Raw genomic sequence first — 16,878 nt, 5'->3', positions numbered from 1 at the left:
AATGAATAAAGCTCAAATTAAATTTTTGGCCTATTATCTTCCTCAGTTTCATTCAATTCCAGAGAATGACAAGTGGTGGGGAGCCGGATTTACCGAGTGGGTAAATGTAAAGAAAGCTAAACCGTTATTTAAAAATCATTACCAACCAATTCTTCCAGGTGAATTAGGGTATTATAATTTGTTGGAGCAACCCGAAATTCAAGAAAAACAATCGCAATTAGCGTTAGAAAATGATTTAAGCGGTTTTATATATTACCAGTATTGGTTTGGAGAAGGTAAAATGCTTTTAGAAAAGCCTGCAGAGAAAATGCTTAAAAATAAAAATATAAAAATTCCTTTTTGTTTTTGTTGGGCAAATGAAACTTGGAAAGGTATTTGGCACGGTTTGGATAATCCAGAGGTTTTAATTGAGCAAACCTACAATGGAGAAAAAGACTATGAAGCATATTTTAATTATTTATTACCTTTTTTTAAAGATTCTAGGTATATAGTTTTAAATAATAAGCCAATGTTTCATGTCTATAAACTGGATGATATTCCAGATTTAGATGTTTTTATTAAAGTGTTTAACAATTTGGCTGTTAAGGCAGGCTTTGATGGTATAAACCTTATATCTACTGCAACAAAAGGTAGTGATTTGAAGCAAAATAACCCAAATGTTGATGGTCAAGTTGGCTTAGATGTTTTCTTTAAGATGCGGTATAAAAAATCAGGCTTTTTTCCATCAAGAAGTTTTTTGGGAAAAGTTGAAACTAAACTAAAAAGTTTACTTTATCCATCACGTGGTATAGGAGAACGTAAAAAACCACTTATTTTTGATTATGCTAAAGGTGTATCAAATTTCAATGTAAAGTTTCTCAATAAAAAATATATACCTTGTGTATTCCCAAATTGGGATAATTCTGCAAGAAGCGGAAAAAAATCGTTAATATTTAAAAATGCAACACCAATTGCATGGAAAGCACATCTTGAAGCTGCTGTAAGAGAGTTGAAAATGAACCCAGAAAACCCACAAATTGTGGTCATTAAATCATGGAACGAATGGGCTGAAGGTAATTATTTAGAACCAGATGAAAAGTATGGATTGCAATGGTTAAAAGTGATAAAGAAAGTTAATAAAGAATTAAACAATTAATTGGAAAAAAACGATTTAATATCAGTTATAATCCCTTGTTACAATGACGCAGAATTCATTGAACAAGCGGTTAGTTCTGCAATAAGTCAAACATACTCCAAAAAAGAAATAATTGTTGTTGATGATGGTTCAAATAAAGAAACAAAACTTGTTTTAAAAGGGCTTGAACATAAAATTGAGAAATTAATTACTCAAGATAATTTGGGGCAAAGTACTGCTAGAAATAGGGGGATAGAACAAGCTAAGGGTAAATATATTTTAGTTTTAGACAGTGATGATTATTTTGAACAGGCGTTTTGTGAAAAGGCAATAGTTTTATTTGAAAATAATCCAATTATTAAGCTAGTTACTTGTTATGCCAACTTGATTTTTGAAAAAGAAAGAGATAATTCTATTCGTAAAACAAGAGGTGGAGATATTAGAAGTTTTTTAACATCTAATAGTGCTTTAGGCTCTGCCATGTTTAAAAAGGAAGATTGGGCGAAATGTGGAAATTATGATGAAAGCATGCGCAATGGTTTAGAAGATTGGGAATTTTATATCCGTTTATTGAGTAATGGAGGAATAGCTGAAGTTATAAAAGAACCACTGTATAACTACAGAAAACGTGAAGGCACCACTACAGCAAAGGCCAACAAAGCAAAATATAATTTATTGAAGTTTATTTATTCAAAACATAAAAATTTGTACGTTAAGTATTATGAAGAATTTATAGATCAGATTTTAGATATAATTGAAACTGAGGAAAGAGATAAAATTAAAAACAGAAATCGTTTAGAATTTAGATTAGGTAGCTTAATCTTAAATCCTTTAAGGAAAATAAAAGCAATTTTTAAATGTGTTTAAACCCAAAAGTATCCATTATTATGGCCACCTATAATAGGGCACAATTCATAATGGAATCAATTAAATCTATACAAAATCAAACCTTCGAAAACTGGGAGTGTCTTATTATAGATGATGGGGGTACAGACAACACGAAAGATATTTTAGAGCCACTTTTAAAAGAAGATGAAAGGTTTAAGTATTTAAAAAGAACTTCAAAATATCAAAAGGGTTTACCCGGAAGTAGAAACTATGGTTTAGATGAGGCTAAAGGTGATTATATAATTTTTTTTGATGATGATGATATTGCTCACCCTCAAAATTTGGAAATCTGTGTGCATGAATTAACCACCAAGAACATTACTTTTTGTAGATATATTAGAAATGTTTTTACTGGAGATTTTGATTATGATTTTAATTACTCAAAGGAATATACATCCTTTTATATTGATAAACGAGATATAAATAAGATGCTAAAAAACGAACTTCAATTTAATTCCTGTGCTGTCATGTGGACAAAAGCATGCTATAATTCGCATCGATATACTGAACATTTAAAATGTGCAGAAGAGCGGGAGCTGTATGCACGTATTATAACATCTGTTGGTAAAGGAATTTCAATAAATAAATCGCTCTATTTTGCTAGAAAACATGCGTTTGCATCGGTAACAGGTAATTTTGGTAATCGGGAGGAAAGTAGTTTAAAGTCATATGCAGATGCCACTGATTTGATGGTTCAAAACTTAACGCAAAAAGACTTAATAACTGATGATATATTGCGCTATTTCATTCAAATCTCTTTAGATTATAAAAAGTATAATTTGTACCATAGAATTATTTCAAGCATTAATTTAACATCATTAGAAAGGTTTAAGTGGAAATTGTTTTATGTTATTTTACCAATGCGCTTATACTTTTACAAGATTTATAAGAATAAGTTTAAAAAAGATTAGGTGAATGAAATTTTTAGTTGTAGTACAAGATTTAAGAGTTAGTGGTACAAGTGCAGGTATTGGCAGGAGATCTTTTATAGCTAAACTAAAGAAGGTTTATCCAGAATCTATTATAGATGTGCATTATTTAATTCATTCAGATACTGAAGATAGATTAGATTTACTTCCAGTTAATAGTATAAGAAAGCATATTATAAATATAAAAATACCAACATATACTGTTTTTTTTAATCGTTTCTATTGGAGACTATTTCATATTTCTTTGAATGAACGTTACATACAAAAAAAGTTTGCGGAAGTTATAGCTAAAATAGATTATCAGGTTTATGACCATATTTTTATATCAAGCTCTGGTACAGAGCATGAAACAATATTAGCTACCCAGAATTTACCAATATTAAAAAAAGCAAATATAATTTTTCATGACCCATATCCTTTAGCTTGGTATGTTGGATATAATAAAAAAGTCACCAATTTAGATTTTTTTCGTTTAAGGCAAGTGATTGATGTGGCTAATCATGCAAAAACATGTTCTAGTACAGCCCAACATATGTCACATGATCTTAAATGTTTATATGCATATAAAAAGAAATTTTATACTTTAACACATCAATTTGATCCCACGGTGTTTGATAATTCAGATAGTTCACAGGTAATACCAAAATCAAGAAAAGTTCGTATTACTTATCAGGGAGCTTTAATGTTTGGGCGTAATGTAGATAACCTATTATTGGCATACCAAGAATTATTAGAAGAAGAAAATGTATATAAAGAAGTTTCAGAATTACTTTTGAGAGTAAAAGGAGTTGGTAAAGAAAAATTAATACAAGATTTTAGCACTAATGAGAATATAAAAATATTAGATACTTTAAATTTTTCTAATTCTTTTAATGAACAAATACATCATAGTGATATTCAAATTATTCTAGAAAATGGCCCGCATTATTGTAATATACTTGTGGGGAAGGCTTCATTTATGGCATATTATAACAAACCTTTGCTATGCTTATCTCCTGAAAAAAGTGAATTGAGAAATATTATAGTTGATGACAGGTGTATTGCAGATATGAATGATGTTTCAGATATAAAGGAAAAGTTAAAAGGTTTAATTGACAATAGATTAAACTCAAATGAAGTATTTATGCCTTTTGGTGATTATTTTAGTATTACAAATTTTAAAAAGCAACTTAATCAAATTTTAGAGCAGTAAGTATTTTGATATTTTCAATTTTAATAACCACCTACAATCGTTTACAAGAACTTAAAATTACTTTAAAATCTTTAGAAGAGTTTTACTTAAGTGGCAAGATAGAGTTTATTATTTGTGTAGATGGAGCAAATGATGGAACCTACAATTACTTAAAAGAATTTTATCCTGACATAGTTTTAATTAATCATTTAAAACCGCAAGGGCTTATAGCTAGTAGAAATGAAATGTTGAATTTGACCAAAGCCCAATATGCCATTTCACTTGATGATGATTCTAATTTTTTATCAAATAATGTTTTAAATAATATCTTAAAACTATTTAAAAGTCATCCTAAGTGTGCAGTACAAGCTTTTAGTATTTTTTGGGGAACCAATAAACCAATAAACCAATATGCATACGAAAAAGCAAAACAAGTTAAGGGGTTTGTTGGCTGTGGCCATGTTTGGAATATGAAAGCGTGGAGGAGTATACCTAACTATCCCGATTGGTTTATATTTTACGGAGAGGAAGAGTTTGCTGCTTTTCAGTTATTAAAACAAGATTGGGAAATATATTATAATCCAGAGGTTTTAGTACATCATAGAGTTGATGTTAAAAAAAGGTCAATGCAAAAAGATTATTCAATAAGGTTAAGACGCTCATTGAGGTCTGGTTGGTATTTATTTTTTTTATTTTACCCTATTAGAGAAATTCCAAAAAGATTCTTTTACACCTTGTGGATTCAATTTAAAAAGAAGGTTTTTAAAGGCAATTATAAAGCAGTTGTTCCAATAATTAAAGCACTTTATGACATTCTAGCAAATACGCCAAGGTTAATTGCTAATAGAAATAGGTTATCTCAAAATGAATTTGAAGAATTCAGTAAATTGCCAGATGTAAAACTATATTGGAAACCAAATAAAACTAATTAAAGTTATGAGCATAATTATTGCGGAAATAGGACAAGCACATGATGGTAGTCTTGGCATGGCTCATGCTTATATTGATGCTTTAGCTAATACAGGGGTAGATGCTGTAAAATTTCAAACTCATATTGCTGAGGCAGAGAGCAGTATATATGAACCTTTTAGGGTGAAGTTTTCTAGACAGGATAGCACAAGATTTGATTATTGGAAGCGCATGGAGTTTTCTTTACAACAATGGAAAGAGTTAAAAACTCATTGTGATGAGGTTGGCTTAGAATTTATAAGTTCACCTTTTAGTAATGCAGCAGTAGATTTATTAGAAGAAGTTGGTGTTAAGAGATATAAAATAGGGTCTGGAGAGATAACTAATTTTCTATTATTAGAAAAAGTTGCTCGAACCGGTAAACCAATAATTTTATCTTCTGGAATGAGTTCTTTTGATGAGTTGGATGAAGCGGTCACCTTCCTAAAATCAAAAAATGTTGAATATTCAATTTTACAATGCACTACTTCTTATCCTACAAAACCAGACCAGTATGGGTTTAATGTCATTACTGAATTAAAGGAAAGGTATAAGGTTGCAGTTGGGTTTTCAGACCATTCAGCAAAAATAGAAACATGCATAGCAGCTGCAGCATTAGGTGCTGAAATTTTTGAATTTCATGTTGTGTTTAATAGAAAACAATTTGGACCAGATGTGCTATCATCACTTACAATAGATGAAATTAAACTAATATCACAATCTATTAAAAATATTTTAACAGCAATTAATAATCCTATTAATAAGAATGACAATTCAGAATTTAAAGATTTAAAAAATATTTTTGAAAAGTCATTATCAGTTAATAAAGATTTAAATAAAGGACATAAGTTAAGCTTCTCAGATTTAGAAGCTAAAAAACCAGCTAAAAAAGGAATTACGGCTACATTTTTTAGAGATGTTGTAGGAAAAGTAATAAACAGAGATATGAAGAAGTGGGAATTTTTAAATATAGAAGATATAAATGACTAAAAGAAAGATATGTGTAGTAATTACAGCAAGACCATCTTACAGTCGTATAAAAACTACTTTAAAAGCAATAAATGCGCATGACAAGTTAGAATTACAGCTGGTAATAGCAGGTTCGGCACTATTGGGGCGTTATGGTAATGCAGTAAATTATATAGAAGAAGATGGTTTTGTAATAAACGAAAAAGTCTTTATGGTTTTAGAAGGAGAGAATAAAACATCTATGGCTAAAACTACAGGATTGGGTTTAATGGAATTAGCTAATACCTTCTATAACTTAAAACCAGATGCTGTTGTAACAATAGCAGACCGATTTGAAACAATTGCAACTTCTATTGCAGCGTCATATCAGAATATACCATTGGTTCATATACAAGGCGGAGAAGTTACTGGAAATATTGATGAAAAAGTTCGTCATGCTAATACAAAATTGGCAGATATTCATTTAGTTGCTTCAGAAGATGCTAAGAGACGTGTTGTGAAAATGGGTGAAGACAAAAATTACGTATTTAATACAGGGTGTCCCTCAATTGATATTGCTTTCCAAGTAAGTGAAAACAGGAAACTAAATTTTGATCCTATTGAAAAATATGGTGGTGTTGGAAAGCATATTAACTGGAAAGATGGATATATTGTTGTTATGCAACATCCAGTAACTACAGAGTATAAAAAGAGTAGAGAGAATATTAGTAAAACTTTAAAGGTTGTACATGATTTGGGTATACCTACGTTTTGGTTTTGGCCAAATGTTGATTCTGGAGCAGATGGAACCTCAAAGGGAATTAGGGCTTTCAGAGAAACGTATCAACCAGAGAACATTCATTTTTTTAAAAATATGAAGCCTGAAGACTTTCTTAGATTATTAAGTAATAGTAGATGTTTAGTTGGTAATTCAAGTGTTGGAATTAGGGAATGTGCTTTTTTAGGGGTTCCTGTAGTTAATATAGGTACCAGACAAAATGGAAGATTAAGAGCGCATAATGTTTTAGATGTTTCTTATGAAGAAAAGGCTATGAAGGATGCTATTTTAAATAGAATTAATAAACCCAATCCAATGAGTCAAAGTGATATTTATGGCAATGGGAAATCGGGTAACTTAATGGCAGAAATATTAGCAAATGTAGATTTAAGGTTTCATAAAACAATTATGTATTAATGAAGGTTTTAGGAATTATACCAGCAAGAGGCGGGTCTAAAGGGGTGAAAAACAAAAATATAAGATTATTAGATGGAGAACCCCTATTAACTTATGCCATTAATGCTGCCAAAGAAAGTAAATTGTTAACAGATTATATTGTGACTTCTGATGATGATAATATTCTAAAAGTAGCCACTTCACATAATTGTAAAGCACATAAAAGAAATGTTGAAAATGCACAAGATCATTCTCCAATTGAAGATGTAGTAATTGAATTATTAAATTTTTTAGAAAAACAGTATGATTTAATTGTTTTGTTACAGCCAACAGCTCCATTGAGAACAGGCTTAGATATAGATAATGTTATATCAATGTTTAATATTAATAAAACATTGAACAATGTAGTTTCTGTAATTGAGCTAGAAGATATTCACCCGGCACGTATGTATCAAATTAATGAGTTACTTGATTTAATTCCATTAAATTCTGAAGATGAGAAAACTCAGAGACAAAAACTAAGTAAGGTTTATTTAAGAAATGGATGCATATACGCAACAAAAACAAAAGCATTTTTAGAACATAAATCCTTAATTTTAGAAGATAAAAAGGCCTATGTGATGCCACAAGAAACTTGGGCTAATATTGATACTGAAAGAGACTTTTTATTGGCAGAAGCATTAATGAAGTATTTGAAATCTAATAAAAATGAGTTGTTCAAGTGAAAAAACTAAAAATTCATGTTTCTGGTATAGAAAAGTTGACAAAGGAAGCGTTAGGTATCCTAAGTGATGAATATGAAATAATTTATGTGAACTTACTTTCAAGTGAATCATTAAAAGCATCGTTAAATGAATGTGATATATTTTGGTTTAGGTTAAATCATAAGTTAACAAGGAAAATTTTAGAGGGTGCTAAATGTAAATTTATTCTTTGTGCCGTAACGGGCTTAGATCATATTGATATTGATGCTTGTAATGATTTTGGAATTAAGGTTTTAAGCTTAAAAAATGAAACGGAGTTCTTAAAAGAAGTTAGAGCTACAGCAGAACATACCATGTGTTTAATGCTAAACCTAATTAGGAGAACAAAGTTGGCATTTGAGCATGTTGAATCGGGTAAATGGAACAGGTCTTTATTTAAAGGCTCTGAACTTTATAAAAAGAAGGTTGGTATTCTTGGGTTAGGAAGGCTGGGTGAAATAGTTGCTAATTATGCACAGGTCTTAGGAATGGACGTTTATTACTATGATATCGAACAAAAAAATGCAGATAAGACATTTATTAAATGCCTTTCTTTAGAAAATTTAATTGAAAAAGTAGATATATTATCTATTCATTTACCATATGATGATAGTACCCATTTTATTATTAACAAAGATTCATTAAGTAAAATAAAAAAGACTGCCTATATAATAAATACTTCTAGAGGCGGAGTGATTAATGAAAATGATATTTTAAGTAAATTAAAAGCCAAAGAAATAGCTGGTTATGCCACAGATGTTTTATACGGAGAGCCCCATATTGAAAATCATTCTTTAGTGGATTATGCTAAAAGAAATGAAAATGTAATTATTACACCCCATATTGGTGGGTTTACTCAAGAATCTATAGAGAAAACAGAATATTTTATTGCACAAAAGTTAGTTAGTTTATTAGATGGATAGATTAGGTTTAGTTATTACAGATGGCGTTGGTTTTAGAAATTATATAATGAGTGATTTCTTAAAAGAAGCTCAAAAGCAATATGATGAAATAATTATTTTTTCTGGATTACCACTAACTAGTTTTGATGGTTATAATACGGATAATTGCATTATTGAAACTTTAGAAGATTATAGAGAGTCTACTAAAACTTGGATGTTTAGAAAATTAAAAGAATTAGCTCACCTTCAAAACCATAAAAAAAATAATTTTGGAATTAGGGCTAACCTAAGAAAGAATTATCCAACTACAAAAAGTAAAAGAGCGTTTATAATAAAATTGATTTTTGTTTGGACGAATATCTTTCATTCAGAAAGTTGGATAAAAAGGTATTATATATTACAACAAAAGAGTTTTAAAAATCACCCTACAACCAAAAGATATACTGACCTTTTAGAAAAATATAAACCTGAGTTATTATATTTCACGCATCAGAGACCTCCCTACATAGCCCCACTAATTTATGCTTCTAACATAAAGAAAATACAAACTGCCACGTTTATTTTTAGCTGGGACAATATCCCTTCCAAAGGTAGAATGAGTGGGGATTTTAATTTTTACTTTGTTTGGAGTTATTTAATGAAAGAAGAACTTTTAAGTTTTTACGTAAACATAAAACCCGAACAAGTTAAAGTAGTGGGCACTCCCCAATTTGAACCTTATGTTTTAGAACGTTATAACATTGCATATGATGAATTTATAAATAAATTTGATTTAGATAGTTCTAAGAAAACAATATGTTATAGTTGCGGAGATGTTTCTACTAGTAAAAATGATGGCCTATATATTAAAGTTCTAGCAGAAGCAAAAAAACAGGGTAAAATAAATGAATCAGTTAACTTACTAGTAAGAACATCGCCAGCAGAAAATGCATCACGTTTTACTGAACTCATTGATGAGTACCCTTTTATTAAATGGAATTTTCCTAAATGGGCTTTAACCAGAAAAAATCATCAAGAAACTTGGTCTCAACGCATACCAACAGAGGAAGATATTATTGATTTAAAAAGTATTCTTGCCTATAGTGATATTGCAATTAACATGTGTTCAACTATGAGTTTAGACGCCATGTTTTTTGATAAGCCCGTTATAAATCCAACTTTTGGAAATAATAAAAATGGATTATATGATGATCAAAAATATTTGAAATATCAACATTATAGTAGAGTTGTTAAAAGTAATGCCGTAACTGTTGTAAAAGAAGAAGGAGAATTAATAACTGAAATAAATAAGGCGCTAGATAACCCAGAATTAAGATTAAAGTATCAAAAAGATCTTCTCAAATTACAGATAAGTCATCCGTTAGAAGGTACGGGGAAAAGAATAGCAACAATTTTAAAACAATGCGTGAAATAAAAAATATTGCGGTTGTTTGCAATTATAGATTAAAAAAAAATAGAATTGGAAGCATGGATAGATTCTTTATAGCTTTTAATTCTTCTTGTATGAATACAGGCTACCAAATTGATTGGTTTTTTCCTAAATCTGAGAATATAGATTTGTATAATGAAGTTAAGTTTTATACTGATGAAAATTCAACCGTAGAGCAGCTTTTTCTTAATCACATTAACAAAACAGATATTAGTTACGACATTATTATTACCCATTTTGTAGAATTTTACATTCCTTTTTTTAAAAAACTAAGAGAAAATAATGATTGTAAAGTTTATGCTGTGGACCATATGTCAAGACCTATAGATGGTTTTTCTGTAAAAAAGCGTTTCAAGAGAAAGGCAAAATACTTGATTAACTCTAAATACATTGATAAAATAGTTGCTGTAAGTAAATATATTAAGCAACAAAACTTACAGGATTATGGAAAGGGTTTAAGGAATAAAATTGAGGTTATTTATAATGGCATTAAAACGGATTTATACCAAGTTAAAATACCAGTTAATATTGAAGAAAAGGAACAATTTAGATTTATTGTTGTATCTCATTTAGTTTATGAAAAAGGAATTCATGATTTAATTTTAGCATTAAGTATGCTAGAAGAATTTACATTAAAAAGAATTAAAGTAGATGTTTATGGTGAAGGCATTTATAAATCAACCTTAGAAGATTTACGAAATATTCACAACCTTGCGGATGTTATTGAGTTTAAAGGTAGTGTGCCCAATCTGCATAAACACTATAAAGATTATGATTATATGATTCAGCCAACATATATGGAAGCCTTTAGTTTATCAATTTTAGAGAGCCTATGTTGTAATATTCCGGTAATAACTACCAAGGTTGGCGGAAACATTGAGATTATTAAAAATGGTGTTAATGGTTTTTTGTTTAATGTTAAAGATGTAGAGGCTTTAAAAAAGATTATTCAAGATATTTGTAACGGACATATGTCTATAAATAATAGCAAAATAAATGAAGAAATTAGACATTCTTTTTCACTAGATAATATGGTAAATAACTACTTAAAGCTATTGTAATGCATATAGGTTTTTTAACACCAGAATACCCACACCCTAAATTATGTTCTTCAGGAGGTTTAGGAACTAGTATAAAAAATCTGGCGACGCATTTAGCCAGCTTAGGTATAAAAGTTACTGTTTTTGTAGTCTTTCAAAATGAAAATGAAATTTTTAACGTTTCTTCTGTAAAAGTAATTAGTGTAAAATTAAAAAGATACAGGTTTTTAGGTTGGTATAAGGAAAGAAAACGCTTACAAAAAATTCTTCAATTAGAAATTACAAAAGAAAAAATAGATATTATTGAAGCTCCAGATTGGACTGGTATTACTGCCTTTATGAAATTTTCTGTACCTATTGTTATAAGGCTTAATGGTAGTGACGCCTATTTTTGTAAACTAGATAACAGAAAACAAAAGTTCAAAAATTTCTTTTTTGAAAAAACAGCATTAAAAGGAGCTCAAGAAATTGTTTCTGCTAGTAGTTTTACAGGTGTTCTTACTAAAGAAATTTTTGGATTAAAAAAAACAATTAAGACCATACATAACAGTATAGATACAGATAGTTTTTTAGCTAGAAAAAGTAGTGTTAATAAAGGGCAAATACTTTATTTTGGAACTGTTATAAGAAAAAAGGGCGTACTTGAGTTAGCCGAAATTTTTAATATTGTTAGAGAAAAAAATGAAACAGCAAGCCTTTTGCTTGTAGGTAAAGATTCTTTTGATGTATTTACTAATAAATCAACTATCCAATTGTTTTATGATTTGCTTACTTCAGAAGCGAAAACATCTGTAAAGCATATACAAGAGGTACCCTATAAAGATGTTGTTGCTTATATAAATAGTGCAAATGTAATTGTTTTACCTAGTTTTGCAGAAGCGTTCCCAATGACCTGGTTAGAAACGTTGGCCTTGGAAAAAGCTTTGGTCTCATCAAACATAGGGTGGGCAAATGAGCTTATGGTAAACAGTAAAACAGGTTTTACCGTTAATCCTAAAAATCATAAGGAGTTTGCTTTAAAAATACTTAAACTTTTAGCGGATGATAACCTTTGTAAAAAGTTTGGTAAAGAAGGAAGAAAGCATGTTGAAGAGAACTTTTCTACTAAAAAAATTACATTAGAAAATGTTGAATTTTATAAATCTATAATTAATAAATGATTGCCATTTTACACAACAAGAATAGGGTTATTGGTGTTTTTGATTATGATTTAAATGAAGAAATTGAAATTGAAAAAGACTCTTTGGTAGCAATTTTTTTCAGTTTAGCAGAACGCTTTGAAAACAGAATAATTATTTGGTGTAATTATCTCTTAAGGGATAAAATTAATTTTGATGAAATTGGAAAACTCTTTAACCATAAATTAATAATGGCCTCTTACAATGTGGGTAAAAGTTATTATATAGACAAAAGAATTGGTTATGTTGAAGCATCCCCTTATACTATAGTAAATAAAGAAGTTAAGTACCCAACTTGGTTAATGAGTAGTAACATTGGAGCTATTAATTCTGATGTTTTGTTAGCTTATAACATAAATGATTATAAAAATAGGTCTTTTGAGTATGTTCTAAATTCAATAGCAAAAAATGGCTTAGCAAAAGGGTTATTTTGTTATTCCTCACCAAGTATAATTAAAAAAACAGATGAGATTTCTTTAAATGAATCTAAGACTTCTTTTTACACACTTTATGTTTTTATAAAAGAACACTATAGATTAAGATGGGTTTTTATAAGTTTCTTTAATAGTTTGGTTTATGAGAAGCGATTTATGCTATTGCCATTACTTCTATCTGTTCTAACTTCAAAAAAAGTAAGGAAGCCTAAGTTTGTATATGGTATTAAGGAATCAAAATCATTTAACCCAGATGTTTCTATAGATGTTATTATTCCCACTATAGGAAGAAAAACCTATTTATATGATGTTTTAAGAGATTTATCACATCAAACTATAAAACCTAAAAATGTTATAATCATTGAACAAAATCCAGATAAGGGAACAGAGTCAGAGTTGAGTTATTTATATGATGAGTCTTGGCCTTTTAAAATTAAACATGAGTTTATTCATAAATCTGGTGCTTGTAATGCCAGAAATAAGGCATTACAACAGGTGAAGTCAGATTGGGTTTTTCTGGCTGATGACGATATAAGGTTTGAAGAAAATACTATTAAACTAGCATTACAAGAAATGCATATCTATCATTTAAATGCAGCTACATTACAATGTTTAAGAAAAGGGGATAAAAAAAATAAGCAGCCTACTTTACAATGGAATACTTTTGGTTCTGGTTGTAGTATTATATCAAAAAAAATAGCAAAGAGCGTTAAGTTTGATGAAGCTTTCGAACATGGTTTTGGTGAAGACGGAGATTATGGTATGCAAATAAGAAATCTTGGAGAAGATATTGGTTATATTAGTATGTGCACGCTATTACATTTAAAGGCACCCGTTGGTGGTTTTAGAACAAAATTTGTGAATTCATGGGCAAATGATAAAGTACAACCCAAACCTTCACCAACAATTATGCTATATAATATAAAGCATCAATCTAAATACCAAATAAGAGGTTATAAAACCATTCTTTTTTTTAAATTTTTTAAAAGGCAGAATAATAAAAATGTTTTCACTTATTATTTTAAGTTGAAAAAGCAATGGAAAAAAAGTATAGAGCTAGCATACAGGTTAAAAAAACAATGAATAATTCATGAATTTTACGCTTATTATATGCACATACATGAGATGTCAACCTCTTTTAAAACTCTTAATGTCGGTTAAGAGTCAATCATTGTATCCTAATGAAATTTTAATTATTGATGGCTCAACAAATAATAAAACCCAACAAGTTTTAACCGAAAACAAGTTTGATAATCTAAAATATTTCAAAGTAAATGATAGTGATAGAGGCCTGACAAAACAAAGAAATTATGGTCTTGGTAAAGTTGATAAATTAATAGATATAATATGTTTCTTAGACGATGATATTGTTTTAGAAGAAGATTATTTCAAGGAATTAATTTCTACTTATAAAGAAAAACCAGAAGCCTTGGCTGTTGGTGGTTATATTACAAATGAGGTAAATTGGACTAAATCTGATGGGAAAAATAGAAAAACAAAGTTTTACTTTGATGGTTGGATGCGTTCAGAGCCATCTCGTTTTAAGTTAAGGAGAAAGTTTGGCTTATTACCAGACAGAAAACCAGGTTTTTTACCTACGTTTTCTCATGGTCGTTCTATTGGTTTTTTACCTCCATCAGGTAAAATTTATGATGTTGAACTTATAATGGGAGGAGTTTCAAGTTACAAGAAAGAGGTTTTTAACAGTATAAAATTTTCAACTTTTTTTGAAGGTTACGGTTTGTATGAAGATGCAGATTTCTCATTAAGGTTATCTAAGTTAGGAAAACTTTATGTTAATACTAAGGCTAGATTGGGGCATTTTCATAATGTTTCAGGTAGACCTAACCAATTTAAATATGGGAAAATGGTAGTGAGAAATGGATGGTATATATGGCGTGTTAAATACCCGAACCCTAATCTTAAAGAAAATTTTAAATGGTACGTTACATCTTCTTTATTAACATGTATTAGGTTTACAAATATAGTAAACACAAAAAAACGCAAACAGGCTTTTACAGAGGGCTTAGGAAGGCTTTATGGAATGCTTACTTTATTGATTAATAAACCAAAAATTAAACATGAAAAAATTACTAATTAAGTTACTTCCTAAAGTTTTGTTTGAGTATTTAAAGCTAGCATATTATAATTTAAAAATTAAGAAGTATTCATTTTCTTATAAGAAGGGTAATTATATTACAAAAGAAAAAGGTTTATGGAGTGTGGAATCTGTAGAGCCATTTTATTTTTTAGTTGATGATATTGATAAGTATGAGAAATATTATAAAATTAAAGCAGGAGATGTAGTTTTAGATGCAGGTGCCCACCATGGAGGAATAACAGTTATTTATTCACAAAAAGTAAAACAAGAAGGTAAAGTTTTTTCTTTTGAACCTGATTCAAGAAATCTTGCTGTTTTTAATAAAAACTTAGACGTGAATAGTAATTATAATAATGTAGAGGTTATTGAAAAGGGATTATGGAATAAGGAAGATACTCTTGAGTTTTTTGAAGCTGGTAATGTTGGGTCATCTATATTTTATGAAGGAGAACAATCCAAAAAAGTTACTATTCAAACTACATCAATTGATAATTTTTTGAATGAACAAAACAATGATAAGCTTAGCTTTATAAAAATGGATATTGAGGGAGCAGAAATAGAGGCCTTAGAAGGGGCCGTAAATAGTATAAAAAAATTCAAACCCAATTTTGCAATTGCATCCTATCATATAGTTAATAATGTGCAAACATATTTTGCAGTAGAAGAGTTTTTTAAAAGTATTAATTATCCGTACAAAACAGAATCTTTTAAAGATGGTGAAATTATAACGTATGCTGGAAGCAGTGTTGAGTAATATTTTGAAATGAAGTTTTTAATAATAACACATGTTTTACATAAAAAAAATAATAATCAATATTTTGGTTATGCACCTTATGTTAGAGAAATGAATTTATGGTTGAAACATGTGGATAAGGTAATTTTGGTTGCGCCATTTGAAAAAGAAGAAATTACTAATATTGACTTAGCTTATCGTCATAAAAATTTAGTTTTTAATAAAATACCCAAAATAGCATTTATTTCAATTAAAGAAACTTTGTATTCACTATTTAAACTACCATTAATCCTGTTTGCTATTTTTAAAGCCTGTAAAAAGGCAGATCACATTCATCTTAGGTGCCCAGGAAATATTGGTTTGTTAGGGTGTTTGGTTCAAATTATATTTCCTTCTAAAATAAAGACTGCTAAGTATGCTGGTAATTGGAATCCAAATTCAAAACAGCCTTTAAGTTACAGAATTCAAAAATGGATATTGAGTAATAGGGTTTTAACAAAAAACATGAAAGTTTTGGTTTATGGTAACTGGCAAAACCAGTCAAAAAACATAAAACCATTTTTTACAGCCACCTATTCTAAAGATGAGATAGAGCCTATTACAAATAGAGATTATTCATTTCCATTAAACTTTATGTTTGTAGGAAGTTTAGTGGATGGAAAACGACCTTTATTAGCTGTAAAAATAGTACAAGCATTAATAGAAAAAGGCATACCAATACGTTTTAACATTTATGGAGAAGGAGTTCTTAAGAAAGAATTACAAGATTTTTTAAATAGAAATAATTTGAATAGTTCAGTTGTTTTACATGGTAATAAGCCTAAACTAGAAATAAAGAATGCCTTGAAACAATCGCATTTTTTAATTTTGCCCTCAAAATCTGAAGGTTGGCCAAAAGCTATTGCGGAGGCTATGTTTTTTGGAGCAATTCCAATTTCCACCAAGGTTTCATGTATTCCATATATGTTAGATAATGGTAAGAGAGGTGTTTTAATAGAACCTCATGTAGATTTGGCAGTAACTGCTATTTTAAGTTACCTAAAAAGAGCTGATGCCTTAAGTGAAATATCTAAATTGGCTATAAAATGGTCGCAAAAATATACTTTGGATTTATTTGAATCTGAAATAAAAAAACTTGTTACTTAA

General features: G+C 29.3%; 16 protein-coding genes. All 16 read left to right on the top strand.

Features of this window, described 5'->3' with window-relative positions:
* Position 1 precedes the first annotated feature (1 nt).
* From N1F78_RS00430 to N1F78_RS00355, 16 genes are read left to right on the top strand one after another with little or no spacing between them, the layout of a single operon-like run.
* Positions 2–1,135 (top strand): glycoside hydrolase family 99-like domain-containing protein, encoded by a 1,134-nt coding sequence (locus N1F78_RS00430; protein ID WP_406684230.1) that lies wholly within the window; start codon positions 2–4, stop codon positions 1,133–1,135.
* Positions 1,136–1,981 (top strand): glycosyltransferase, encoded by an 846-nt coding sequence (locus N1F78_RS00425; protein ID WP_406684229.1) that lies wholly within the window; start codon positions 1,136–1,138, stop codon positions 1,979–1,981.
* On the top strand, positions 1,972–2,913 hold the full coding sequence (locus N1F78_RS00420; protein WP_406684228.1) for a glycosyltransferase family 2 protein: 942 nt from the start codon (positions 1,972–1,974) through the stop codon (positions 2,911–2,913). Before N1F78_RS00425 ends, N1F78_RS00420 begins: the two co-directional genes overlap by 10 nt.
* A gap of 4 nt (positions 2,914–2,917) precedes the next feature.
* Complete coding sequence (locus tag N1F78_RS00415; RefSeq protein ID WP_406684227.1) at positions 2,918–4,123, top strand: hypothetical protein; 1,206 nt, start codon at positions 2,918–2,920, stop codon at positions 4,121–4,123.
* A 5-nt stretch (positions 4,124–4,128) separates the two neighbouring features.
* The gene (locus N1F78_RS00410) at positions 4,129–5,034 is read left to right on the top strand and encodes a glycosyltransferase family 2 protein (RefSeq protein WP_406684226.1); all 906 of its coding nucleotides are present in this window, start codon (positions 4,129–4,131) and stop codon (positions 5,032–5,034) included.
* A gap of 4 nt (positions 5,035–5,038) precedes the next feature.
* Positions 5,039–6,040 (top strand): N-acetylneuraminate synthase family protein, encoded by a 1,002-nt coding sequence (locus N1F78_RS00405; protein WP_406684225.1) that lies wholly within the window; start codon positions 5,039–5,041, stop codon positions 6,038–6,040.
* Positions 6,033–7,193, top strand: a complete 1,161-nt coding sequence (neuC, locus tag N1F78_RS00400; protein ID WP_406684224.1) for a UDP-N-acetylglucosamine 2-epimerase — start codon at positions 6,033–6,035, stop codon at positions 7,191–7,193. Before N1F78_RS00405 ends, neuC begins: the two co-directional genes overlap by 8 nt.
* Positions 7,193–7,897: a cytidylyltransferase domain-containing protein gene (locus tag N1F78_RS00395; RefSeq protein ID WP_406684223.1), complete on the top strand. Its 705-nt coding sequence runs from the start codon at positions 7,193–7,195 to the stop codon at positions 7,895–7,897. Before neuC ends, N1F78_RS00395 begins: the two co-directional genes overlap by 1 nt.
* Entirely contained in the window at positions 7,894–8,838 is a 945-nt protein-coding gene (locus tag N1F78_RS00390) for an NAD(P)-dependent oxidoreductase (protein WP_406684222.1), read from the top strand. Before N1F78_RS00395 ends, N1F78_RS00390 begins: the two co-directional genes overlap by 4 nt.
* Positions 8,831–10,231, top strand: a complete 1,401-nt coding sequence (locus N1F78_RS00385) for a hypothetical protein (protein WP_406684221.1) — start codon at positions 8,831–8,833, stop codon at positions 10,229–10,231. Before N1F78_RS00390 ends, N1F78_RS00385 begins: the two co-directional genes overlap by 8 nt.
* A 53-nt stretch (positions 10,232–10,284) precedes the next feature.
* Positions 10,285–11,307: a glycosyltransferase family 4 protein gene (locus tag N1F78_RS00380; RefSeq protein WP_406684220.1), complete on the top strand. Its 1,023-nt coding sequence runs from the start codon at positions 10,285–10,287 to the stop codon at positions 11,305–11,307.
* On the top strand, positions 11,307–12,446 hold the full coding sequence (locus tag N1F78_RS00375) for a glycosyltransferase family 4 protein (RefSeq protein WP_406684219.1): 1,140 nt from the start codon (positions 11,307–11,309) through the stop codon (positions 12,444–12,446). The genes N1F78_RS00380 and N1F78_RS00375 overlap by 1 nt, the downstream gene beginning before the upstream one ends.
* Positions 12,443–13,981, top strand: coding sequence for a glycosyltransferase family 2 protein (locus N1F78_RS00370; protein ID WP_406684218.1), 1,539 nt, complete (start codon positions 12,443–12,445; stop codon positions 13,979–13,981). The genes N1F78_RS00375 and N1F78_RS00370 overlap by 4 nt, the downstream gene beginning before the upstream one ends.
* 7 nt (positions 13,982–13,988) lie before the next feature.
* Entirely contained in the window at positions 13,989–14,999 is a 1,011-nt protein-coding gene (locus tag N1F78_RS00365; protein WP_406684217.1) for a glycosyltransferase family 2 protein, read from the top strand.
* Entirely contained in the window at positions 14,980–15,753 is a 774-nt protein-coding gene (locus N1F78_RS00360) for an FkbM family methyltransferase (protein WP_406684216.1), read from the top strand. Before N1F78_RS00365 ends, N1F78_RS00360 begins: the two co-directional genes overlap by 20 nt.
* Before the next feature lie 9 nt (positions 15,754–15,762).
* Positions 15,763–16,878 carry a glycosyltransferase family 4 protein gene (locus N1F78_RS00355; RefSeq protein ID WP_406684215.1) on the top strand — a complete coding sequence of 372 codons (1,116 nt, stop codon included), beginning with the start codon at positions 15,763–15,765 and terminating at the stop codon, positions 16,876–16,878.

Origin of the sequence: Seonamhaeicola sp. MEBiC01930 (assembly GCF_045277075.1) — a bacterium.
Classification (GTDB): domain Bacteria; phylum Bacteroidota; class Bacteroidia; order Flavobacteriales; family Flavobacteriaceae; genus Seonamhaeicola.
Note: the sequence above shows the minus strand (reverse complement) of the source record. Positions and strands in the feature narration are given on the sequence as shown.